Origin of the sequence: Halomonas sp. FeN2 (assembly GCF_020595105.1) — a bacterium.
In the GTDB taxonomy this organism is placed as follows: Bacteria; Pseudomonadota; Gammaproteobacteria; order Pseudomonadales; family Halomonadaceae; genus Vreelandella; species Vreelandella neptunia.
This window is the reverse complement of record NZ_CP074200.1, coordinates 825,405-847,133: the sequence shown is the minus strand read 5'-3', so window position 1 is coordinate 847,133 and position 21,729 is coordinate 825,405. Positions and strand designations below refer to the sequence as shown.

The 21,729-nt window shown below is 53.4% G+C and carries 21 protein-coding genes; 8 read left to right on the top strand and 13 right to left on the bottom strand.

Annotated features, from left to right (window positions below):
* Positions 1–116: 116 nt before the first annotated feature.
* From purE to KF947_RS03975, 3 genes are all read left to right on the top strand, one after another.
* Positions 117–632: a 5-(carboxyamino)imidazole ribonucleotide mutase gene (gene purE / locus KF947_RS03985; protein WP_133730153.1), complete on the top strand. Its 516-nt coding sequence runs from the start codon at positions 117–119 to the stop codon at positions 630–632.
* Between the two features lie 11 nt (positions 633–643).
* Positions 644–1,828 carry a 5-(carboxyamino)imidazole ribonucleotide synthase gene (locus KF947_RS03980; RefSeq protein WP_227405497.1) on the top strand — a complete coding sequence of 395 codons (1,185 nt, stop codon included), beginning with the start codon at positions 644–646 and terminating at the stop codon, positions 1,826–1,828.
* Positions 1,829–2,097: 269 nt separating this feature from the next.
* Positions 2,098–3,657 carry a sensor domain-containing diguanylate cyclase gene (locus tag KF947_RS03975; RefSeq protein ID WP_227405496.1) on the top strand — a complete coding sequence of 520 codons (1,560 nt, stop codon included), beginning with the start codon at positions 2,098–2,100 and terminating at the stop codon, positions 3,655–3,657.
* A 9-nt stretch (positions 3,658–3,666) separates the two neighbouring features.
* On the opposite strand, the gene KF947_RS03970 is transcribed toward KF947_RS03975, so the two are convergent.
* The 7 genes from KF947_RS03970 to KF947_RS03940 all read right to left on the bottom strand — a co-directional run bounded on the left by KF947_RS03970 (position 3,667) and on the right by KF947_RS03940 (position 9,621).
* The gene (locus tag KF947_RS03970) at positions 3,667–4,470 is read right to left on the bottom strand and encodes a TraX family protein (RefSeq protein ID WP_133730156.1); all 804 of its coding nucleotides are present in this window, start codon (positions 4,468–4,470) and stop codon (positions 3,667–3,669) included.
* 139 nt (positions 4,471–4,609) lie between these two features.
* The gene (locus KF947_RS03965) at positions 4,610–5,383 is read right to left on the bottom strand and encodes a transporter substrate-binding domain-containing protein (RefSeq protein WP_133730157.1); all 774 of its coding nucleotides are present in this window, start codon (positions 5,381–5,383) and stop codon (positions 4,610–4,612) included.
* 158 nt (positions 5,384–5,541) lie between these two features.
* Positions 5,542–6,273 (bottom strand): ABC transporter permease, encoded by a 732-nt coding sequence (locus KF947_RS03960; RefSeq protein WP_133730158.1) that lies wholly within the window; start codon positions 6,271–6,273, stop codon positions 5,542–5,544.
* A 1-nt stretch (position 6,274) separates the two neighbouring features.
* Entirely contained in the window at positions 6,275–6,976 is a 702-nt protein-coding gene (locus KF947_RS03955) for an ABC transporter permease (protein ID WP_088699055.1), read from the bottom strand.
* A gap of 15 nt (positions 6,977–6,991) precedes the next feature.
* A complete protein-coding gene (locus tag KF947_RS03950) occupies positions 6,992–7,762 on the bottom strand; it encodes an ABC transporter ATP-binding protein (protein ID WP_227405495.1) in 771 nt (256 codons plus the stop codon).
* A 208-nt stretch (positions 7,763–7,970) separates the two neighbouring features.
* Positions 7,971–8,948, bottom strand: a complete 978-nt coding sequence (locus tag KF947_RS03945) for a succinylglutamate desuccinylase (RefSeq protein ID WP_227405494.1) — start codon at positions 8,946–8,948, stop codon at positions 7,971–7,973.
* A 232-nt stretch (positions 8,949–9,180) separates the two neighbouring features.
* Complete coding sequence (locus KF947_RS03940; protein WP_133730161.1) at positions 9,181–9,621, bottom strand: hemerythrin domain-containing protein; 441 nt, start codon at positions 9,619–9,621, stop codon at positions 9,181–9,183.
* A gap of 212 nt (positions 9,622–9,833) precedes the next feature.
* On the opposite strand from KF947_RS03940, the gene wrbA reads away from it, so the two are divergent.
* Positions 9,834–10,433: an NAD(P)H:quinone oxidoreductase gene (wrbA, locus tag KF947_RS03935; protein WP_133730162.1), complete on the top strand. Its 600-nt coding sequence runs from the start codon at positions 9,834–9,836 to the stop codon at positions 10,431–10,433.
* 83 nt (positions 10,434–10,516) lie between these two features.
* Here wrbA and KF947_RS03930 read toward each other — a convergent pair whose 3' ends face one another.
* Complete coding sequence (locus tag KF947_RS03930; protein WP_227405493.1) at positions 10,517–11,512, bottom strand: sensor domain-containing diguanylate cyclase; 996 nt, start codon at positions 11,510–11,512, stop codon at positions 10,517–10,519.
* 360 nt (positions 11,513–11,872) lie between these two features.
* Positions 11,873–12,946 carry a tartrate dehydrogenase gene (locus KF947_RS03925; RefSeq protein WP_227405492.1) on the bottom strand — a complete coding sequence of 358 codons (1,074 nt, stop codon included), beginning with the start codon at positions 12,944–12,946 and terminating at the stop codon, positions 11,873–11,875.
* Between the two features lie 129 nt (positions 12,947–13,075).
* On the opposite strand from KF947_RS03925, the gene KF947_RS03920 reads away from it, so the two are divergent.
* On the top strand, positions 13,076–13,999 hold the full coding sequence (locus KF947_RS03920; RefSeq protein ID WP_227405491.1) for a LysR family transcriptional regulator: 924 nt from the start codon (positions 13,076–13,078) through the stop codon (positions 13,997–13,999).
* 298 nt (positions 14,000–14,297) lie between these two features.
* Here the strand turns inward: KF947_RS03920 and KF947_RS03915 are convergent, their stop codons facing one another.
* Positions 14,298–14,834: a lipocalin family protein gene (locus tag KF947_RS03915; RefSeq protein WP_287018441.1), complete on the bottom strand. Its 537-nt coding sequence runs from the start codon at positions 14,832–14,834 to the stop codon at positions 14,298–14,300.
* Positions 14,835–14,965: 131 nt separating this feature from the next.
* Between KF947_RS03915 and KF947_RS03910 the strand changes: the two genes are divergently transcribed.
* On the top strand, positions 14,966–15,394 hold the full coding sequence (locus KF947_RS03910; RefSeq protein WP_133730167.1) for a secondary thiamine-phosphate synthase enzyme YjbQ: 429 nt from the start codon (positions 14,966–14,968) through the stop codon (positions 15,392–15,394).
* Between the two features lie 77 nt (positions 15,395–15,471).
* Positions 15,472–17,718, top strand: coding sequence for a glycosyltransferase (locus KF947_RS03905; protein ID WP_227405490.1), 2,247 nt, complete (start codon positions 15,472–15,474; stop codon positions 17,716–17,718).
* On the opposite strand, the gene KF947_RS03900 is transcribed toward KF947_RS03905, so the two are convergent.
* The 3 genes from KF947_RS03900 to KF947_RS03890 form a co-directional block, all read right to left on the bottom strand.
* The gene (locus KF947_RS03900) at positions 17,700–18,404 is read right to left on the bottom strand and encodes a TVP38/TMEM64 family protein (protein ID WP_227405489.1); all 705 of its coding nucleotides are present in this window, start codon (positions 18,402–18,404) and stop codon (positions 17,700–17,702) included. The two genes, KF947_RS03905 and KF947_RS03900, sit on opposite strands and share 19 nt — an antisense overlap.
* Before the next feature lie 97 nt (positions 18,405–18,501).
* Entirely contained in the window at positions 18,502–19,440 is a 939-nt protein-coding gene (locus tag KF947_RS03895) for an ABC transporter substrate-binding protein (protein WP_227405488.1), read from the bottom strand.
* Positions 19,441–19,504: 64 nt separating this feature from the next.
* The gene (locus KF947_RS03890) at positions 19,505–20,686 is read right to left on the bottom strand and encodes a TauD/TfdA family dioxygenase (protein ID WP_227405487.1); all 1,182 of its coding nucleotides are present in this window, start codon (positions 20,684–20,686) and stop codon (positions 19,505–19,507) included.
* A 138-nt stretch (positions 20,687–20,824) separates the two neighbouring features.
* Here KF947_RS03890 and KF947_RS03885 point away from each other — a divergent pair, with 138 nt between their 5' ends.
* A complete protein-coding gene (locus tag KF947_RS03885; protein ID WP_227405486.1) occupies positions 20,825–21,691 on the top strand; it encodes a LysR substrate-binding domain-containing protein in 867 nt (288 codons plus the stop codon).
* Positions 21,692–21,729 lie beyond the last annotated feature (38 nt).

The window sequence follows — 21,729 nt, the reverse complement described above, 5'->3', positions numbered from 1 at the left end:
ACGGGCTAGCTCTGGTAGACTATTCGACTTCCAATTTTGATGTGTGCCTGATCCGGCGCACGCTGTTTTTTAATTCGGTTTCGCTTTTTTTAGGCCGTTGGGCCGAGGAGTTTTGCATGTCGTCGAACAGCGCACCCAAGGTGGGCGTGATCATGGGATCCAAGTCTGATTGGCCGGTCATGGAGCACGCTGCTTCCATGCTGGAGCGTTTGGGCGTGGCTTATGAAACCCGTGTGGTCTCGGCGCACCGCACGCCTGACCTGCTGTTCGATTATGCCAAGAGTGCTGCCGAGCGCGGCTTGCAGGTTATAGTGGCAGGAGCAGGCGGCGCTGCCCACTTGCCAGGCATGGTGGCCTCGCAAACGCCGCTACCGGTGCTGGGTGTGCCTGTTGAGTCGAAAGCGCTCAAAGGTTTGGATTCGTTGCTCTCCATTGCCCAGATGCCCGGCGGCATCGCAGTGGGCACCCTGGCGATTGGCAAAGCGGGCGCGACTAACGCAGGGTTGTTAGCAGCGCAGATTGTTGGCCTGCAAGATGCAACCGTACGCAGTGCGGTAGAAGCGTTCCGTGCAGAGCAGACGCAGAAAGTCCTCGACAACCCTGACCCGCGCCCCGGGCCGGAAGCGGAATAAGGAGTCTGGCTATGAACTCTGGTATTGCAAAGAGCGACGTAGTTACAACTGATATCGTTAAAACTGACGTCGTACAAAACATTGGCGTACTGGGTGCAGGTCAATTAGGCCGCATGTTGGCGCTAGCGGGTTATCCGCTGGGTAATCGTTTCACTTTTTTAGATACTACGGGTAATCCCAGTGCTGGAATTGGCGATGTAATTGTCGATCCTAATAACCAGCATCTGGCTGAGTTTTTGGCCAAGGTTGATGTGGTGACCTACGAGTTCGAACACTTACCTGTTCAGCTGGTACGCGAAATTGAGCAGCACAAACCGGTTTACCCCAGCAGTCGTGCCATTGAAGTGTGTCAGAACCGGGTTGAAGAGAAGACACTGTTTGATCGTCTAGGTATACCTACGCCCGCTTACCGGGTAGTGGAGAGCGCCGAGCAGCTAGAAGCCGCCGCCCGCGAATTGGGTTGCCCGGTGGTGGCTAAATCGGTCACTGAAGGCTACGACGGCAAGGGGCAGGCGGTATTGAAGCAGCCCGAGCAGGCTGGCGAGGCGTGGAGTGCTATTGGCCACTCTCAGTTAGTTGTTGAAGCATTTGTCGATTTCGTGCGGGAAGTCTCGATGATTGCCGTGCGCGGTCGTGATGGTGAGGTGGTGTTCTACCCCATGGCCGAGAACCAGCATGTGGATGGCATCCTGCGTTACTCCGTGGCGCCGCTGCCAGACCTGGACGACAGCGTTCAGCAGACTGCTGATGGCTATATTCGTGCGCTGTTGGATGAGCTGGATTACGTGGGCGTGCTAGCGCTTGAGTTGTTTCAAACCCGTGATGGTAGCCTGCTGGCCAACGAAATGGCCCCCCGCGTTCATAATTCCGGCCACTGGACGATGGATGGCGCGGTGACCAGCCAGTTCGAAAATCACCTGCGCGCGATACAGGGTTTACCCTTAGGCGATACCCAGGCGATTGCCCCCACCTGCATGATTAATGTGATTGGTCGTGAAGGCGACAACGCAGCGATTCTAGCGCTTGCCAATACGCACCTGCATCGCTATGACAAAGCTGAGCGGGCTGGTCGTAAGCTTGCACACGTGAATATCCTCGCGCCTAATCATGCCGAACTGCTGGAAAAAGTTAACGTCTGCAGTGCCTTACTGCCCGAGGCACCGCCGGCTGCGTTGAGCTTCGCCATTAAACAGTAGTTTCTAAAATAACTTCCTCTAAGCTGCACCCCAGCCATTGGATTAACTTCCAAGGTTGGGGGTAGTCTATCTTTTTGATGGCTATTGATAGCTGAATGATAACTTTTTACAGTTCATAAAATTTCACAATCTTAACAGTAGCTAATTGAACGCCTTTTATTTACTCTTGTGATTCCAATCAGTGCGTAAACTTTTAACGCAATTCCTTTTAACTAACAGCCATATGTTATTTTTTATATGAGCTTGTTAAGTTCATGGCGATTATCCGCATGAGTGAACGAATGTTTCATGAGGATGGAGTATCGGATAAATTCGCGCAATTACAGAGTTTGCGTGATGAGAAAGTACGTATATTGTTCAACAACGTTTGGCAGCCCGTGTTTGCTGGTATATTAGGCGCTTTTTTATTAGTTGTCCTTATGTGGGGAATGGTTAACCCTGTCATATTAGTTAGCTGGCTTATTGTGATACTGGCGATCTCGGCGCTGCGTTTAAAATTGGCGCAACACTTTTTGCGAGCCTCTGATCTAGAGCAGAATAAGCCACGTTGGCTACGACTGTTCACCCTCTTAGTCTTTCTGGCAGGGTGTTTGTGGGGGCTAGGCAGTTTTCTCATGTTTGACAGCGGTAGGCCTGAGCAGTCAGCTGCTCTGGCTATCGTGCTTTCCGGCGTTGCAGCTGGCAGCATGGCGATGCTTTCTACTATTTGGTGGATGGTTCTTTTCTTTGTATTGCCTATTGCGATTCCACTTCAGCTATTGTTTTTATTTTCTGACGCCCCGACGCATACAATGATTGGTGTGCTGTTGGGGCTTTTTGTGTTGTTGCTAATAGCCACTAGCCACCGTTTAGGCCGCATCATTCATGACAATATTGAACTCCAAGTCACCATGGTTGCCCGTGAAGCACAGTTGATCGAAAGTGAAAATCGTTATCTATCGATTTTCCAACATTCGCCGCTAGGGGTGCTTCACTTCGATCAACAGGGCTGCATAACTGACTGCAATGAAAAGCTGCTGGAAATACTAGCGCTCGCCCGCTCTGAGCTTTTAGGGTTCTGTATTCAAGGCAGCGAGGATATTGATATTAAAACGGCCACTCAAAATGCCTTGACTAACGGTACTGGCTATTATGAAGGGACTTTTTCAGTACCTTATTCCTTCGCTCATTCAGAAGGTACCCCCGTGCGGGCCTTCTTCAATGGTGTGCGTAGCGTTGATAATGAGATTGTCGGTGGGGTGGTTATCGTTGAAGATTTTACTGAGCGTAAGCGAAACGAAGAGATGATTTATCGCCAAGCTTACTATGACGCGTTAACCGATTTGCCTAATCGTCGTCTGTTGATTGAGCGGTTAGCGGCCCTTTGCGATCATTCAACAGCGCAAGCGCAGTTCGGGCTGCTGATGTTTTTGGATCTCGATCGCTTCAAATTGATTAATGACACCTGGGGCCATGCCACCGGTGATGATTTGTTGGTTCAGGTCGCAAGTCGCTTGCAAAATTGTTTGCGCGAAGGGGATGTGGCGGCAAGGCTCAGCGGCGACGAATTTGTACTTCTGGGGGTGTTTGAAGAGGGCTCTGAGCAGACCTTCGAGTCTGGTGCTGAAAACTATATGCTTGAGGTTCAGCGAGTACTTTCGCAGCCTTATCGGCTGGCAAATCGTGAGGTGCCTGTAACGCCCAGTATAGGTTATACCTGCTTCACAACCGCCGCCTGTGATCACGAAGAAGTGCTTAAACAAGCGGATATTGCGATGTATCGCGCGAAAATAGAAGGTCTGGGGCAGCTTTGCCGCTACCAGCCATGGATGCGCGATAATATGCAGTGATCCGAATGCTTAAGCCAATTGACCGATGAGCAGCACCCATAAAGCGATTAACGCAAAGTGACCGGGGTACCACGCCAACCATAACCGGCGCGGCATTACCAAGCTGACGGGGGGAATACGCTGCGCTGCGCCTGCAGCGAGCATCAGCACGATGAGGCACGTGCCTACGGTGAACGATTTGGCCATATCAGAAGCATTCATCTGCCCGGCAATCCAAAGTACCGGAAATGCCGCTAGGCCTGCCCATAGGCGCGCTTGGAAATGACTTTCAGCTTGGCTCAAGGCGTGCATTGCGAACATTAATAGCGGAATCAGCAGCAGCCCGTTGTGCCCGTACTCGACCCAAAAACCGAGCAAGTACCACACGGTAACGCCAACCGCCGCACCGGCGAACAGCCAGGGCAAACCTAGCGTTTGCTGCTGGTAGTGCTGCCAACCTTGGCGCACTAGCGTGCCCAGGGCTAAACCACTGGCCAGGGTGAAGCAGACATTGAGGATAAAAGCATCCGATGCGCGCGGCATCATCATGTAGGGCAGTTGAGCGACCAGGCCGATAACTAAAATTCGTCGTGAGTAGCGTAGTGGGTTGCGGGTATTAAACAGCCCATGCCAGGCCACCATGGCGGCAAACAGCGGAAAAGCGATACGGCCAATGGAAGACCCCGCCCAGCTTAGATCCCAATCGCCGGGCAGCACATAGCGAGTGAGGTGATCCACGGTCATGGTGATCAGTGCCAGCCACTGCCCCCAGCCGGTCCAGTGAGAAGAGGGGCGAGGTAGCGGACCTGCATGTGGGCTAGTCGGGTGAGCCATAAAACCTCCGTGTTGAACATGCGCAATAATACACAGACAGAGGTAGCTTCACCTAGTTCACTGTATTCTCAGCGTTAGATAGAAACGCATCACCCCGGCGGTTGCCGGGGTGATGCGTTGTTCTGGATTGCTTTGAGGCTTACTCTTCTTCACCAAAATAACGGGTGTAGATCTCGTCGTAAGTGCCGTCTTCTTGCACTTCGGCTAACGCTTCGTTGAACTTCTCGGCTAGCGCTTCATCGCGCTGACGGAAGGCGATGCCAAAGCCGTCACCGAAGTACTCTTTGGGTTCGCTAATGCGTTCGCCAATCACCACGTACTCAGCTTCTTCGCTTTCCAGCAGGGTGGATTTGCCAATCGGGAAGTCGAGGAACACGATATCCAGACGCTCAGCCTCCATATCCAGCACCATATCGTCGGCGGTGGAGTAGCGGCTGATGTCAGCAACGTCGCTGAAGTTGTCAGTTACGTAGTTGTCTTGCAGGGTGCCGCGCTGAACGCCAATGGTCATGCCTTCCAGCGTCTCTTTAGTGGCTTCGCTGATGCCCAGGTCGCTGGCAGCAAACCATGCAGAGGGCATAGTGATGTAGGGGTCAGAGAACAGCACTTGCTCACGACGTTCGTCGTTAATGGTCATTGAGGACATGATGGCGTCGTAGTTGCGTGACATTAGGCCGGGAATGATGCCATCCCACTCCTGCTCGACCCACTCGCAGGTAACGCCCATGCGGTCGCAAAGCTCGTTGCCAAGGTCAATATCAAAACCGGTAAGCTCGCCTTCAGCGGTACGGAATTCCATGGGCTCGTAAGGAACGTCTACGCCAATGCGCACGTTATCGTAATCACGCGCCTGTGCCGAGGAAGCGGCGGCGACTGCTAAGCCGAGCAGCGAAAGGGATAGTAGTTTTTTCATATTGTTACTCCGTATAAAGCGGGTACAAAGAAAGATCAATATTCTAACCAACCAGTAAACTAACCCAGGTTGGCAGCAACGGAAAGAGGCTTTATGCGTATGAACCAACGTTTGTTTGACGGTTGCACCGTTTTTCCATGATCAACCGGTTTTCATGATTAAGCATCTTGCGGCCGTAGGTGTGCGAGCAGCTTTTTCTCTAGATAGCGGAAAAAGAACAAAATCGCGAAGGTTAAACATAGATAAATTGCAGCCACGAATAGAAACGCCTCGAAAGGGGCGTAGTAGCGGGCGTAGACAAAGCGAGCAGCACCGGTTAAATCCATCAGCGTGACCACGCTGGCAATAGCGCTGGCGTGTAGCATAAAGATCACTTCGTTGCCGTAGGCGGGCAAGGCGCGGCGAAAGGCGCTGGGTAAGATGATTCGACGCATCATTAAATTCTGCGACATGCCGTAGGCACGGGCGGCCTCAATCTCACCTTGGGCTGTGGATTTAATGGCGCCCCGAAAAATCTCGGTAGTGTAAGCGGCAGTATTCAGCGTGAAGGCGATCAGCGCTGGGTAGAAAGCTTCACGCAATACTGGCCACAAGAAACTCTCTTGGATGCCATCAACAAACACTACGCCGTAGTAGATGATATAGAGCTGAATCAGCAGTGGTGTACCACGGAAAATGTAGGTGTAGAGGTAAACCGGCAGACTAATCCATTTATGCTTTGAGCTGCGCATAATGGCCAGTGGCACAGCGAGAATGAGCCCCGCAACCAGCGATAAAAATACCAGTTGGGTGGTCGTGACCAAGCCTTCCCAGTAATAACCCAGCGTGTCCGCGGTGAAAATGGTGTTACCAGCTAGTAGGTCATTGAACCAAGTGGAAATATCGAGCATATCACTGACCTCCAAAGCCGATGTCGTAGTGTTTCTGCAAGCGCGCAAAAATCCATTCGGATACGCTTGCAATGAGTAGGTACGCTACGGCGACGGGGAGTAAAAAGGTAAATGGCTCGTGGGTCGCTCGGGAAGCCTCGGCTGCCACCCGCACCATATCGGTCAAGCCAATGACTGAGACCAGCGCGGTAGTTTTGAGCAGTACCATCCAGTTGTTGGATAGGCCCGGTAACGCATGGCGCATCATTTGCGGGAAGCGGATGCGGCGAAAGACGAGGCCACTGCTCATACCATAGGCTTTACCTGCTTCGATCTGACCGTTATCCACCGCCATAAAGGCGCCACGGAAGGTCTCGCCCATATAGGCGCCAAAGATAAAACCAATGGTCAGCACGCCTGCGGCGAAGGCATTGAAGTTAATATAAATATCGATGTCGTAGCTGTAATAGAGCATGTCGCTGATGGCGTTAACGCCAATCTGCCCGCCAAAAAATAGCAGCATCATCAAAACGAGATCCGGCACCCCGCGAATAAGCGTGGTGTAAACCGTTGCTGTACGCCTTAAAAACCAGTTGCGCGACATTTTTGCGCTGGCGGTCAGTAGTCCCAAAATAATCGCTAGAATCAGCGACAGCACCGCTAATTGAACGGTAACGCCTGCCCCCTCGATCAGCCGGGGGCCATAACCTTGCAAATCAATCATGGTGAGCCTCGCGGATCAGTATTTAGGTGCCAGGAATTGCTGCAGGCGCGGTGATTGCGGGTTGCCGAGCACCTGATCGGGCGGGCCAGCCTCTTCCACCAGGCCCTGGTGAAGGTAAATCACTTGGCTGGAAACATCCCGGGCAAACCCCATCTCGTGAGTCACCACGACCATGGTGCGGCCCTCTTCGGCGAGTCCGTGCATGACTTTCAATACATCGCCGACCAATTCCGGGTCAAGGGCAGAGGTGGGTTCGTCAAACAGCATCACTTCGGGATCCATTGCCAGCGCGCGGGCAATCGCGCCACGCTGCTGCTGGCCGCCGGACATCTGTGCCGGGTAGGCGTTGGCGCGAGCCGTTAAGCCGACGCGGTCAAGCAGGGCGTGGGCATGATCGAGGGCTTCTTTTTTGGGTTTTTTCAGCACATGAATCGGCGCTTCGATGATGTTTTCGAGCAGCGTCATGTGGGCCCACAGGTTGAAGCTCTGGAACACCATGGAGAGCTTGGCGCGCATTTGTACCACCTGCTTCCAATCTTCGGGCTCCCGGCCGTGCTTAGTGGTTTTAAAGCGAATGGGTTCGCCATGGACGATAAGGTCGCCATCGTCGGGTTGCTCGAGCAAGTTCATGCAGCGTAAAAAAGTACTTTTACCCGATCCAGAGGCACCAATCAGGGTAATCACATCGCCTTTTTGGGCTTGTAGTGAGAGACCTTTCAGAACTTCCGTATCGCCAAAGCGTTTTTTAATATTACGCACTTCAAGGGGAGTAGGCGTAGCGGCCATATCATTGGCTCCAGTACAGAGTTGCCGCAGCAACATATGGGTTTGATGCGGCTGGCGCGAAAAAAGGGGCGATTCTATCAGGCTGGGCGCATTATGCGCGCTTTCCTTCTAACATTATGCACTCGACGATGGTCGTATCGACGTCGAGGGGCCTGTTTTCGCCTCACCATTATTATTGTCTTGGCTATAGTAGGTTTTGCATGGGGGTTTAAACGATAGGCGCCACCAACAGCGCGGCTCGGGCGCCCACCTCTACTTGTGCGTTAGGAAACACCACATGAAGGGGCGTATCGCCCACCCGAAATTCACCCGAGTTACCGTCTTGGGCCAGCAGGGTACCGGGTTCAAAGCGACTGAAATTGGCCGTGTCCTCGGCAAAACAGAGTGTGAAATCATCTGAGTGACGTATTAACTCGTGTTGAACCTGGAAAAACTGCATTTGCGTGGCGGGCTGGCTGGGCGGCGTATGCCCTTCACTAAGTGCGGTGAGTAGCGTACGCATCGGTTGTAAGGATGCCATATCGTTGTGGCCAAAAGGGGCTACCCGGCCCAGCTCAAAAGTGAATGCCTGGGCGGCGTGATAGTGCTTGCTGTAGTGGGAGAACGTCCAGCTGTGCTGATGTTGGTGAAGCACCGCCTGCATATCCGCCGCCGCTAGCCAGTCCCACTGCTCAGCATCGGTGGAGGAGTCGGCAAAGGGCTCCACGACGAAACGAGGGTAGCGGCTATCCCGAATTGCGGTATGTAAGTCGTAGTGCAATTTGGGGAGCTCTGCATGACGTGCATAAAAGCTATCCACCGCGGCCATTAATTCTTTGGCGCGATCCGGCTCCTCTCCCTTAGCGGTTAGTTCACGGCTAAATAGCCGGTTTAAATTGGTGGTAAGAAAACGCTGCTGTGCCTTAAGCGCGGGCAGGTTGCCTAAAATCACCAGTACGGGCGCGCCGAGCGATATGCTGCCCGCTTCTACTCCGCTTAACCATTCACCTACCAGTTCCACCGGCGCGGTTTCGTTGCCATGGATCGCCGCAGAAAAAATGCATGCATGGGCGCCTTGGCTTGCCGTGTTGGGAGTGAGCTCCAAAATACCAGGCGCATGCAAATGATAAGTGCCGCTTGCGAAGACGCCTTGGCTGGCGGCGGGGAGCTGCCCGTCAAGCGACCAGTCGAGCCATTGGCCTAGCATTGTCGCTCCTCAGTAACTGTTTTCAGTATCGTTGTCAGTATAAATGCGAGCCTAGGTTTACCATGCTGGGCGTATGCCACAAGCCTGCAGGTCGTTCGCGTGTAAAAGCCTAGCGTATTCGTGAAAAAGCGTATTCATGAAACAAGCGCAAGCTAACAAGTGGCTTTATTTCATCGCTAACAGCAAAAAACGCCCATGGGGTGCATGAGCGTTTTTTAATTTGTTCATCAAGTTACGCTGAACGCTGGCGCTGCATCTCTTCCTGATACTCGCTAGCAAGCGATGTCTTTTGTTTATCTTGCAGGCCGCGCCCCGCCAGTTGGAAAACCTCTTGCTCCTCTTCATCCAGGTGGTGGGTGACTAAATCCTGAAGCTGTTTGGCGTGGGTCAACCAGTGGGTGGCGCTGTAGTCCGTTTCATCAAGCAGTTCTAATAGCTCATCAATTTCATGATGTTCAGCAACGCTATGGCGGGCTTTTTCCTGCGTCAGGTCGATGGACATCATTGGGATATAGAGCGCTCGCTCTTCTGCAGCGGCGTGATAGTGCAGCTCTGCTCGTACCTGCTGATACAGTTTATCTCGCTCATCGCTGTCTCCGTGTGTTTCAACTAAGCGGGCGAGCAGGGCGCGCTGAATATCGTGATCCTTGCGCAGGGCTTCAAAAATCGTCATTCCAGACTCCTTGGATACGTTTGATGTAGGCAAGTCAAAAGCTAGTGGTGGTTGGCGTAAAGTGCAAGGTGGTCTTCGTCGATGAAATCGACGCCCATGGACGAAAACATTCGCTTTTCTCTATGCTTGAGTGCGCTATGTTGTTGGTACGACTTATTGGGCGAGGCTCATTGCACGATTCATAAATGAAGGCCTAAGTGAAGGAGGTAGTAATGACAAAGGTACTGGTACTTTATTATTCCATGTATGGTCATATCGATACGCTGGCCCAGGCCGTAGCAGAAGGCGCAAAGGGTGTGAGCGGCGTCGAGGTGACGGTTAAACGCGTACCTGAAACAATGCCTGAAGAAGCGTTCAAGAACGCAGGCGGTAAGCAGGATTTCGACACGCCGGAAGCGACGCCTCAAGAGCTTGCCGATTACGATGCGATCATTTTCGGTACGCCTACTCGCTTTGGTAATATGGCTGGCCAAATGCGTACCTTCCTGGATCAGACCGGCGGCCTGTGGGCGAACGGTTCTCTGCGTGGCAAAGTAGCCAGTGTGTTCACTTCTACCGGTACTGGCGGTGGCGATGAGATGACCATTACCTCTACTTGGACGACGCTTGCCCACCATGGCATGGTGATTGTGCCGATTGGTTACGGCATCGAAGAGCAGTTTGATATTTCTAAAGTAAGCGGCGGTACCCCTTACGGCGCCGCTACGCTGGCTGGGGGAGATGGGTCGCGTCAGCCCGACGAACGCGAACTGAAAATTGCCCGTTTCCAGGGCGAGCTTGTTGCGAAAACGGCGTCTAAACTGGCCAGTTAGTCATTAATGGCGGTTAATATTTAACCAGATTTTAACGCCCCTGCGGGGGCGTTTTGCGTTACCGCATGAATGTGGAGTGACCATCAACTAGGGGGTGCACATACCTTATTACGACCGCTCCTTTTTGCTTGATATAGCGCTTTGTCAGCGGCATCAATAAGCTCAGAAAACCCCCCGTTTTCCATATGAGAGAATTCAGCCACCCCGATGCTCACCGTGACGGGTACAGCCTGTTTGACGTCAGGAAGCCAAACCCCCTCATTAGCGATATGGGCACGTAGCTTATTGGCGAGGCCCTCCGCTTCTACTAAAGATAGAGAGGGAAGCAGAACAGTGAACTCTTCACCGCCAAATCTACCTAGCGTAGCGATGTACCCTTTAAGTTCTTCTTCACAGCGCTGAGCAACGGCTCGTATTGCTTGGTCTCCCGCTAAGTGGCCCCAGGTATCATTAATGCTCTTAAAAAAATCGATATCGATGAGCAGAAATGAAAGAGGTTCACCAAAGTGCCTTGCGCGCTCAACTTCTTCTTTACCTAACTCCATTAGCCGTCGACGATTAACGGTGTTGGTCAACGCATCGTAGTTGGCAAGGCGGTGTAACTCAGCGTTCATTTGTTCAAGCTGTTCGTTCTGGGCAGCCAAACGTGCATTGAGGGCGTTAAGTTCCTCCTTGTAGCGCATCTGCTCTTCAAGGTTGAAGCACACGCCGGTGAAACGGTGTCCTCTATAGTGCTCGTCGCGATCAACAATCTTGCCATAGTTGGCAAACCACACCCACTCACCGGCCTGGTTGCGGAGCCGAAATTCGCTATAATAGCGTGATGTTTGGCCTTCGATATGACGTTCTACGGCGAGTTTAACCGTGGCAACATCATCTGGGTGCATCAAGGCAAAGATGTCGTCAATATAGGCAGCCGTGTCTTGCTGGGCATAGCCTAGCTGGTCAAATACTTTAGATAAGCCAAAAATGACCTCACCGGTGCTTAGATCGTTTTCCCATAGATCCAGACCACTTGCTTCCAGGGCAATCTCAAGGCGTCGCTCAAAGAGTTCCTGCTTTGTTAAGAGCTCCTGCATAGCCGGTACCCCGAAGTAAGTCTGCAAAGAAAGCTCTATTATCTTAAAAATACGCCCGCTGCAGTTGAAAGAAATCACACACCCTTTCATTACCGGAAACGCTTATCGCATACTCAAAAAAATCATAAGTTTTTCATTGGGTAGGCAAAGACATAGTACCAAAAAGACATAGTACCAATAGGTGGGTTAACGTCTCATTACATTGGAAAATGATGGTTTTTGCTTTAGCTGTCAATAGCCGTTGTCAACGTTAAAAGATGGGAGATTAGAGGCAGTAAACAGCTTTCTTTGAAGAAGTTAACGGCGCTTTTCGAGTCTGGAGTCTGGAGTCTGCCAGTCTGAGAAAAGCGCCACTTGTTGTCAGGCGTTAATGTGATCAGCAATCGCCTTGCCTAAGCTTGCGGTGGTGCCTTCTCCACCCACATCGCGGGTAAGTACAGTAGCGTCTCCCTCACTTAACACTTCCTCAATGGCAGTGACTATCGCATCACCGGCTTCTTTATAGCCGAGGTGCTCTAGCATCATGGCGCCTGACCAGATCTGACCGATAGGGTTGGCAATGCCTTTACCGGCGATATCCGGCGCGCTGCCGTGTACTGGCTCAAATAGGCTGGGGAAATTGCCTTCGGGATTGATGTTGGCTGAAGGGGCGATGCCTATCGTGCCGGTGCAGGCGGGGCCGAGATCAGAAAGAATATCGCCGAACAGATTGCTGCCCACGACGACATCAAACCAATCCGGGTGAAGAACGAAGTTGGCGGTGAGAATATCGATATGAAATTTATCCACCGCGATCTCAGGGTAGCCCTTCGCCATTTCGATCACACGTTCATCCCAGTACGGCATAGTGATTGAGATGCCGTTGGACTTGGTCGCCGAGGTGAGCTTTTTGCGCGGGCGAGTTTGGGCCAGCTCAAAGGCGTATTTCAATACGCGGTCTACGCCCGTGCGGGTCATGACCGTGTCTTGAATGACCACTTCACGGTCGGTGCCTTCAAACATTTTGCCGCCAACGCTGGAGTACTCGCCTTCGGTGTTCTCGCGCACAACGTAAAAGTCGATATCACCAGGTTCACGGCCTGCCAGCGGACTTTTGATGCCGGGCATGAGCTTGCAGGGGCGCAGATTGATGTACTGGTCAAAGCGGCGACGGAACTGCAGCAGAGAGCCCCACAGGGAAATATGGTCGGGCACTTTATCGGGCCAGCCCACCGCGCCATAAAACAGCGCATCGAAGCCTTTTAATTGCTCGAACCAATCATCCGGCAGCATCTTGCCGTGTTCCAGGTAGTAGTCGCAGCTGCCAAACTCAAAGTGGGTGAACTCAAGATCAATATTAAAGCGCTTGGCGGTCGCCTCAAGGGCGCGGATGCCCTCAGGCATGACTTCGGTGCCGATGCCGTCACCGGCGATAATGGCAATACGGTGGGTCATAGTGACTCCTTATCTTGTTAGTTCTGGCGTTTGAGTAATGAATAGAGTGTAGCGGCTATTTTGGCGGTGATAATCAGGCTACTATTCAAGTTATTATTGCCTGAAAGTGCAGAATGACTAAGGAATTGAATGGCGCACCTGGATGATTTGGCATTTTTTCAACACCTTGCGCGGGCAGGAAGCCTGACGGCGACGGCTCGCGAGCTGGGGCTATCGCTCTCGGCGGTGAGCAAGCGGCTAAAACAGTTGGAGGCGCGCCTGGGGGTGGAGCTTGCAGCCCGCACCACGCGGCGGTTGACGCTGACCGCAGAGGGGGAGCGCTATTTGGCCCGTGGCGCGCTGATTTTAGATGAGTTGGAGGAGCTGGAAAATTCACTGGGCGAGGGGGTCGATCAAGCGCTTAGCGGACGTTTACGGGTAAACGCCACTTTTGGTTTTGGTCGCCGTCATATTGCGCCGCTGCTGTCACGCTTTTGTGCCGATCACCCAGAGGTGGAAGGGTGGTTGGAGTTAACCAATTTTCCGCTCAATTTGAGCGATCACGGCTTTGATATTGGCATTCGCGTGGGCGAACCACCGGAGTCGCGCTTGGTCGCTCGGCGTATTCTGGCCAATCGACGAGTGCTCTGTGCGTCGCCTGCTTACATTGCCCAGGCGCCGCCTTTGCAAGTACCGACAGATTTACAGCAGCACGCCTGCCTGGTCATCCGCGAAAACGATAGTGATTTTCCGCTCTGGCGTTTTGAGCAAAGCGATCAGCCAACCCAGACACAGTCAGTGAAAGTGAGCGGCCGATTGGCCAGCAACGATGGTGAAGTGATCACCCGCTTGGCGTTAGATGGCCATGGTGTGATGCTGCGTTCTTGGTGGGATGTTAACGAACACCTTGCCAGCGGTGCACTAGTAGCTGTGCTACCTGCCTGGCAAGGCGTGCGGGCGGATTTTTATGCAGTGTATGAACAGCGCCGCCATGTACCCGCCCGGCTACGCGCTTTTATTGACTATGTACAGCGCGAGATGGCGGGGAGGGTGTCGGTGCTGCCCGAAGGTTAATGGCGACGCATAATGGCTTTTCGTCGCTCAGTGTGGAATGAACTCTGCCAGCATGAGGGTGGCTCCCGTGGGAGGGAGCTTCAGCTCGCGAATGTTTGGGCTATTCGCATGATGAAGCCAAGGGGATGCCTGCGGCACCCTTCGTCGAAGTGTCGAACCACCGAAGTGTCGGATCACGCTGAAACGGCCTCCCACAATAGGTAGCTGGCATAGTGGTTGCGATCTGAACCGTGAGATACAAAATAGCCAACCAATCTTAAATCCACCACATTAGATTACGAATAGCCCGCATAATAGACTACGAGGTAGGGCACTCATCGCCCTGGGTAACGTCGATGAGCTCATCAATGGGGAAATCCAATTCCGCTGCCCGCTGGCGCAGACGCTCTTCTGTCGCACTATCCATTTCCGCCGTACGTGAAAGTATCCACAGGTAGTCGCGGTTAGGGCCTGCCACTAACGCCCATTGGTACTCCTCATCCAGCTCAAGGACGTTATAGCCGCCGTAAAAGGGGCCAAAGAAGCTTACCTTTAAGCGCCCAACGCTTTCATCGTCAATAAAGTAGGCGCGGCCTTCAGCCTCATCCCACGCTTGCTCTTCAAGGTTGTAACCACGGTTGATTACTCGAACACCGCCATCATCGCGCAGGCTGTAAGTGGCGGTCACACAATCAAGACCACGTTCAAAGGAGTGATCCAAACGGGCAATTTCGAACCACTGGCCCAGGTAGCGGTCTAGCTCAAAGCCTGTTACAGGCTGTGTGCCGTCCGGAATGCCAGTGCAACCGGTGAGTAGAGCCATGCTGACGATGCTGCTTCCTAGCAGGGTTTTCATTAACGCGCTCCTTGGCGATGAACTATGGACTATGGACTATGGTAAGTGCTATTGGTCGCTATTTTGACATACAAAAAGAGCACGCTGGTGATGAAGTGTCTCCGTGTACATAACAAATAAAAGGAGTATTTATGTGGTACCAACAAGAGATCCATTTGCCTGAAATGGCGCGCGGCTTTCATTTGATTACGGATGATGTGGCCCGCGCACTGCCATGCTTAAGTGACTGTCATATCGGCATGCTGCATTTACAGTTGATGCACACTTCAGCCTCGTTAACGCTCAATGAGAATACTGACCCGGATGTGCGCCACGATTTGGATGCTTTCCTGCGTCGACTGGTGCCCGAAGATTTACCCTATTTCCGCCACACCCTGGAAGGGCCCGATGATATGCCCGCCCATGTAGCCGCCAGCCTGTTGGGTACACAACTTACGCTGGCGGTGCGCGATGGACGCCTGGCTTTAGGCACCTGGCAGGGCATATGGCTGGGAGAACACCGCAATCAGGCTGGGCCACGTCGATTACTGGCCACCCTAAACGGGTGTGAAGCGCGCTAGCTTGGCGCGCCACCTTGACTCAGCGTTGCTGTATAGTGGCTAATAATCTCATTTTGTCTTTGAAAAAGCGCTTTTAAATGCCACGACGCTCCTTTCTTCGCCTTTCCCGACAGCGCTGGTTGCGGCTGTTTTTCTTTCTTAATCTTGCTCTGGTGGTTGGGCTAATTGCTCACCAAATTTGGTTGTATGTCGCAGAGCCGAAATTTGAGTCGGTGCATACCCTTGAAGTGGCGAATATTCGCGAGGTGTTGAAGGAGCGAACCGACTACCGCTTTGCGGTGGTGGGCAATATCAATAACTCGGTGAGTGTGTTTCAAGACGAGATCGTGCCGCTCATCAATCTGGGCGGCATCGACTTCCTGATTTCCGCGGGGAATGCCGTCAATAGTGGACAGCAGGAGAGCTATCAGGCGATTTATCGGAGTCTGGAGCAGCTCAATATCCCTTACTTACTCACCTACGGTGAAAATGAAGATAGCGATTTTGGTAGCTATCTGTTTTATGAATATTTTGGGCCGCACTTTTACTCGTTTGTCGCGGGTAATAGCCACTTTATCTTTCTTGACGGCACCGGTAAGTCCTCTACCTCCTGGCAGCTTGATTGGTTGGAGCGTGAGCTTGCGGCCTCAGAAGCACAGCATCGGTTTCTATTTGTTGGTTTGCCGCTGCACAACGTAGTCAGCGACGCGCCGCTGTTTGAAGCGGACAATTACCTCAATGATTCCCGCTTAGCCGATGGCATTATGGCACTGGCGGAGGAGCATGACGTTGACACCGTATTTTCCGCTAACTTAACGCTCTTTTCACAGCAGACGATTAATGGCGTGGATTACGTCACCACCGGAGGCGCGGGAGGCATCCTCATCGACGCCGATAGCAGCTTTCACCACTACGTCATCGTCAATGTAGCGGGTGAGAATGTCGCTATTGCGCCAGTGAGGTTAAATGTGGATAGCCCTGGCTGGTGGCGGATGGTGAGCAGTGTGGCTTCCACGGTGTATGCGTTTTTCTACGTTAGCTATACGCGATTTTTGCTGATTGTGGGCATGTTGACGCTGCTCGCACTGCGCTTATATCGGCTAATTTTCGAAGATCGCGACTACTACCCTGATTTTGATATCGACCCAACGCCTTTCCTGGGTAAATCTCTGCGCGTAGCGATGGTGTCTAATAACTACTTCCCCTTTGTGTCGGGGGTGTCGGTCTCCGTGGATCGACTGCGCAATGGCTTATCCGATCTAGGCCACACCATTCAACTGTTCGTGCCGCGCTACCGAGAAACGTGGCAGGACGACAGTTCAATAAAACGCATCCCCACGCTAATGGCATTTGGGCAGAAGGGCGAGTTTCGGTTAACCAATCCGTTCAGCGCGCGTTTCCGTCGCTGCCTGCGTGGGTTTAAGCCGGATGTTATCCACGTTCATCATCCCTTTTGGCTCGGTTCCATGGGGCTGTTTATGGGGCGTCGGCTCAAGGTGCCCGTGATTTACACCTACCACACCCGCCTGGAGCACTATGCCCACTTCGTGCCGTTGCCCGGTGCGCTGTTTCGTAATTTGATTTCCCATACCCTGATTAAGCGCTTCTCTAATCGCTGCCAAGGAGTGATTGTGCCGACATACTCCGCCGAGGAGTATCTGCGCATGATTGGCGTGAAAACTCCCTCGCTGGTGCAGCCCACAGGCATCGATGTAGCACGCTTTTCACATGTTGAGGAGAGTGAGTTGGAAGCGCTGCGCGAGCAATTAACTATCGACCCTGCAAGTAAAATATTGATCAGCGTCTCGCGGATTAGCAAGGAGAAAAACATTGGCTTTATGCTGGAGGCCCTCGCCGAGCTTCAGTCACAGGGACACGACGATCTTCATCTGCTACTGATTGGTGATGGGCCAGACCGGGAGGCGATTCAAAACCAAATCGATATTTTGAAACTGACCTCGCAGGTCACTCTGGTAGGAGCAGTGCCGCCGGAACGCATGGCGCTTTATTACCATCTAGGCGATATATTTGTGTTTGCTTCGACCTCAGAAACCCAGGGCATGGTGATACTTGAAGCAATGTCGGCGGGGTTGCCGGTCGTGGCGGTGCGCTCCAGCGGTATCGATGATGTGGTGCGCCAAGGGGTCAATGGGTTCAAAACACCGCAAAATCGCCAGGCCTGGGGGCAAAGGGTGGTTGAGTTAAAAGATAACGCTGAGCGACGCCGGGAGTTGGGTAAGCAGGCCAGCCACTTTGCTGAGGAGTTTGATATTGCCAACTTTGCCTCAGCGGTGGCGGGCTTTTACGCTGAGGTGCTGGCCAAATATCACTCGCCTTCGCGGTGAGGCTGTTTTTTTGCCGCTTGGCGCCGGTTAGCATAGCGTTTAAGGCCTATTAACAGCCCCACGCCGGCCGCTAGCCCGACAGCCGCTAAGATAATTTCTTTGGTCGAGGCCGCGGTGAACAGTGCGCCTAGCTGGCTGCCCAATAAAATCACCGCTGCCAGCCCCGGCACGATCCCCAGGGTGGAGCCGATCATATAGTCGCGAAACTTAAGGTGAAAAGCGCCCGCCAGCATATTGGTAAGCGTGAACGGGGCGAGTGGCAGCAGGTTAATCACCGTCATGGTGCGAATGCCGCGCTTGGATAAGTAACCCGATAGGCCGCGCAGATGACGCCCGCCATAACGCATAAGCGCCTCACGGCCTAACCAATGGCCTACCCAGTAAGACACAACCGACGAGGTCAATGTGCCTAGCGTGGCGTACGCTAGCCCCCATATCGGGCCAAACAGTAAGCCAGTCACCACCACCAGTAGGCTAAGTGGAAACATCACCAGCAGGGCGCTGGCATAAGTGACCATGACCGCAGCAAACATCCAGGGCGCGGTACGCCACTGGCGAATGTAAGCGATAAATTCGCTAAGGCGCGCCTGGGTAAGTAGGTCGTAGCGCTGCAGTACCTGCCACATGACGCCCAGCAGCACGACGATTACCAGCAGGCCTACGCCCTTACCCAATGTCCGCGACATGCCCACTCCCATCGGCTAAAAAAGCGCTAGCATACGCTAGCCGTCCAATGGGATGAAGGCGCTTTTACATTAAGCGCCGTCGTTAATCAGCGGTTTCTTAGTTGTTGAGCTGGGCTTCAATGACCGGCCAAGCAGGATCGCCATCTGTGGTGGTGACGTCTGCCAACATTGCTTCAATGCGTTCTGGATGGTCGTTGATCCACTGTTCGGCGACGTCGGCAAGGTCTTGCTCTTCCTGGCCAAACGCCTGAATCATCCAGCTCTGCTCTTCAGCCGAAAAGGTAAACTGCTCAAAGAAGGTCACTACGTTGGGGGTGGCTTCAGCGTAGTCACTGCGCAGCAGCGTCAACACATCGCTTTCACCGTTGTTCTCACCGAACAGGTCTTCAGGATCTTCCAGGTAGCGCATGGGCAGTTCAAGGTTCATCCAGTGGGGCGTCCAGCCTACCCAGACAATCGGTTCCTCACGGGAAATGGCATCACGTGCAGCGGAAAGCATGCCCACTTCACTGGTATCGACTACCTGCCAGTCACCTAGCCCCCAGGTGTCGTTGTCAATGGCATTGTGAAGAATCTCACTGGCAGCAGAGCCTGCGCCGAAGCCATAGATTTCACCTTCGAACTGTTCGCGGTTTTCGTCTAAATCAGCAAAGCTCTGAATGCCGCTCTCATAAAGATACTCCGGCACCGCCAGGGTCATTTGCGCGCCGTCGACGTTATTCGCCACGTCAATCAGCACACCCGACTCCTTGCGGGGATCGAACATCTCACGCTGGGCAGGCAGCCAAGCGCCTAGGAAGGCGTCGATATCGCCGCTTTCAATGCCTTGGTAAATCACCTGCAGGCCGATTTCCTGGGTGCTGGTTTCGTAGCCGAGAGGGTTCAAGAGCTGTTCGGCGATGGCCGTTTTTACCGTAATGCCAGGCCATGCGGGCACACCGAAGTCGAGGGTTTGATCGTCGGCGTGAGCCGCCGTGGCAAATAGCGCGGTAGTGGCGAGGGCAATGCCTGAGGCGAGAGGTTTAAGGTGTGTCATAGGATCTCCTTGCTAGGGTTTTGTCTGATAGCTGTTGTTGTTAAACAGTTATTATTGAATACCGCTAAACGTGGCGGGCTAGCACGCGGAGGCGTGAAGCCAGCATGTCGCGGTCTAAATAGGTGCCCTGTAAATGGCGTGCGCCGCTGTTAGGGTCGAACTCGCGCCGTCCGTGGAGTACCCGGCGGTTATCAAAAGCGACCATCTGACCTGGAAGAAGGGTGAACTCTAGCTGGTGTGCTTCGCTGTGGAACAGCTTCCACAGTAGTGCATAAGCGCTGTACCAGGCGTCCATCTGCTCTACCGGTAGGTGAAGGGCATCGCGAATCCAGTTATTTAGGCGCATCTCAACCAGGTTGCCAGTGCTATCCAGGGTGATCACTGGGGCTCGCATTGAAATATCGTGGGTCTCATCCTGAAAGCGAAAATCGATGGGCGTTTCGCTAAGAATCGCCAGCGCTTCTGGAGACACCTGGCGCAGTGCTTCTACGACCCGAGCGCCATCGGCAAACAGCGATTCGCCGCCGCTGGCGCCGTTTTGCAGGCAGTAGAGCAACTGAATGTCTGGCGGTTGGCGCCAGTTGGGCAGGTCGATATGCAGTGGCAACCCTACCGCGGTATACGCCGCATTGTTGGGATTGGGTTTTGAACGTACATCAAAGCGAGCGCCAAAGTTGGTGGCGCGCAGGGGGCCAATACGTTCAGCCAAGCGGCTCACTTCCTCTTCTGCCAATGGGCCATCGGTAATCAGTGCCAGCCCGTCGCGTAGCATGGCAGTTAGCCAGGCTTTCTCGCCTTGAGGAGTTAAAAAATCGCTATGACTGATGTGCTCGGGAGTGAAGTTATCTACCCAAGGCTTAGCGTTGGGTACCGCAGAAGTCAGCTCGGCTTCCGGGCGGCGCTGGTAAAGCCAGCCGCTATGAAAGGCACTGACATGACCATCTTGCCATTGCAGGTGTAAGTGCCCATCTAGCAGCGCAACGTTGGGTGGCTCAGTGATTGGCTCAAGCGGCAGATAGAGCCTTTCCCGGGTTTGCGGATGGCGGCAGGATTGGCAGGCGCAGTGGTCGCGCAGCCAGAGTAGGGGCAGAGTGGTTTGCAGGCCATCTTGCCACTCAAGGGCAACGCCATTGGAAGCAAGCATCGCTTGAGTGAGTACCGGGCCTGCCTGATAAGGACTTAATTCGCCCATTTCGGGGGTATTTGTATGGGGGGGCGTTAAGGTGGTCTCTGCTGTGCTGTTCATTAAAAACTCCGATTCGCTCCCTCTGTGGCATTACGTAAGGGTGTGCGTTTGTGCCAACCAGGATGCGGAGTAGCCGCGGCAGTGACAAACGATTAATCTGACCCCTAAGACGTCATTTAATTTATAGGTCACTTTTTCATGAGCCAATTACCGCCCTTGTTATGGCTGCAAGCCTTTGAATCTGCAGCGCGCACCTTAAGCTTTACCGCCGCAGGCAATGAGCTGGGGGTTACCCAAGCGGCCATTAGCCAGCGCGTCAGGCTGCTGGAGGATCGGGTGGGGCAGAAGCTCTTTGTGCGCCATGCGCGCAGCTTAACGCTTACCCCCGCTGGGCAGGCGTGGCTGCCGAGCATTCACGATGCGTTTGTGCGTATTAGTGAGGGCACCCTGGAGGTCTTTGGCAGCACCTCTGAGCAGCCAGTGACGCTGCGTGCTACGCCGGTTATTCAGCAGTCGTGGCTTGCGCCGCGTTTAATTGCCTTCCACCGGGCTCATCCCCAGGTGTCGATTCGTGTGGTCAGTGCTATCTGGCCCGATGACTTTGGCCCCGAAGGGGCGGATATCGAGATTCGCTATGGCAAAGGGGAGTGGACGGGCGTTGAAATGCAGCCGCTTGGCGAAGAGCAACTGCTGCCTGTTTGCTCCCAGGCATTAGCTGAGACGCTAACCGCGCCGAGCGATTTGGCTGGGCATACGCTGCTGCACGCCGTTGGGTTTGGCGTGGGGTGGCCGGGGTGGCTGCAGGAAGCGGGGGTTGCTCACCTGGAAGCGCAGTGCTGGTCGCTCACTTGCGATAATCAGGTGATGACGCTGGCGCTTGCTAGCCAGGGCGGTGGTGTTGCGTTAACTCATCGACGCTTAATGGAGCAGCGTAGCGATTTGGTGGCGCCTTTTGAGCTCAGTGTGCCCAGCGATGAACGCTTCTGGCTGGTTCGCCCTAGCCGGCGCCACATTAGCGACGAAGCCGAGTTGGTGTGGCGGTGGCTTTGCAATTCAATAGCGTAAGAGGTTATTGCTGTTTTAAAGTCTTTTTACCAATTTTC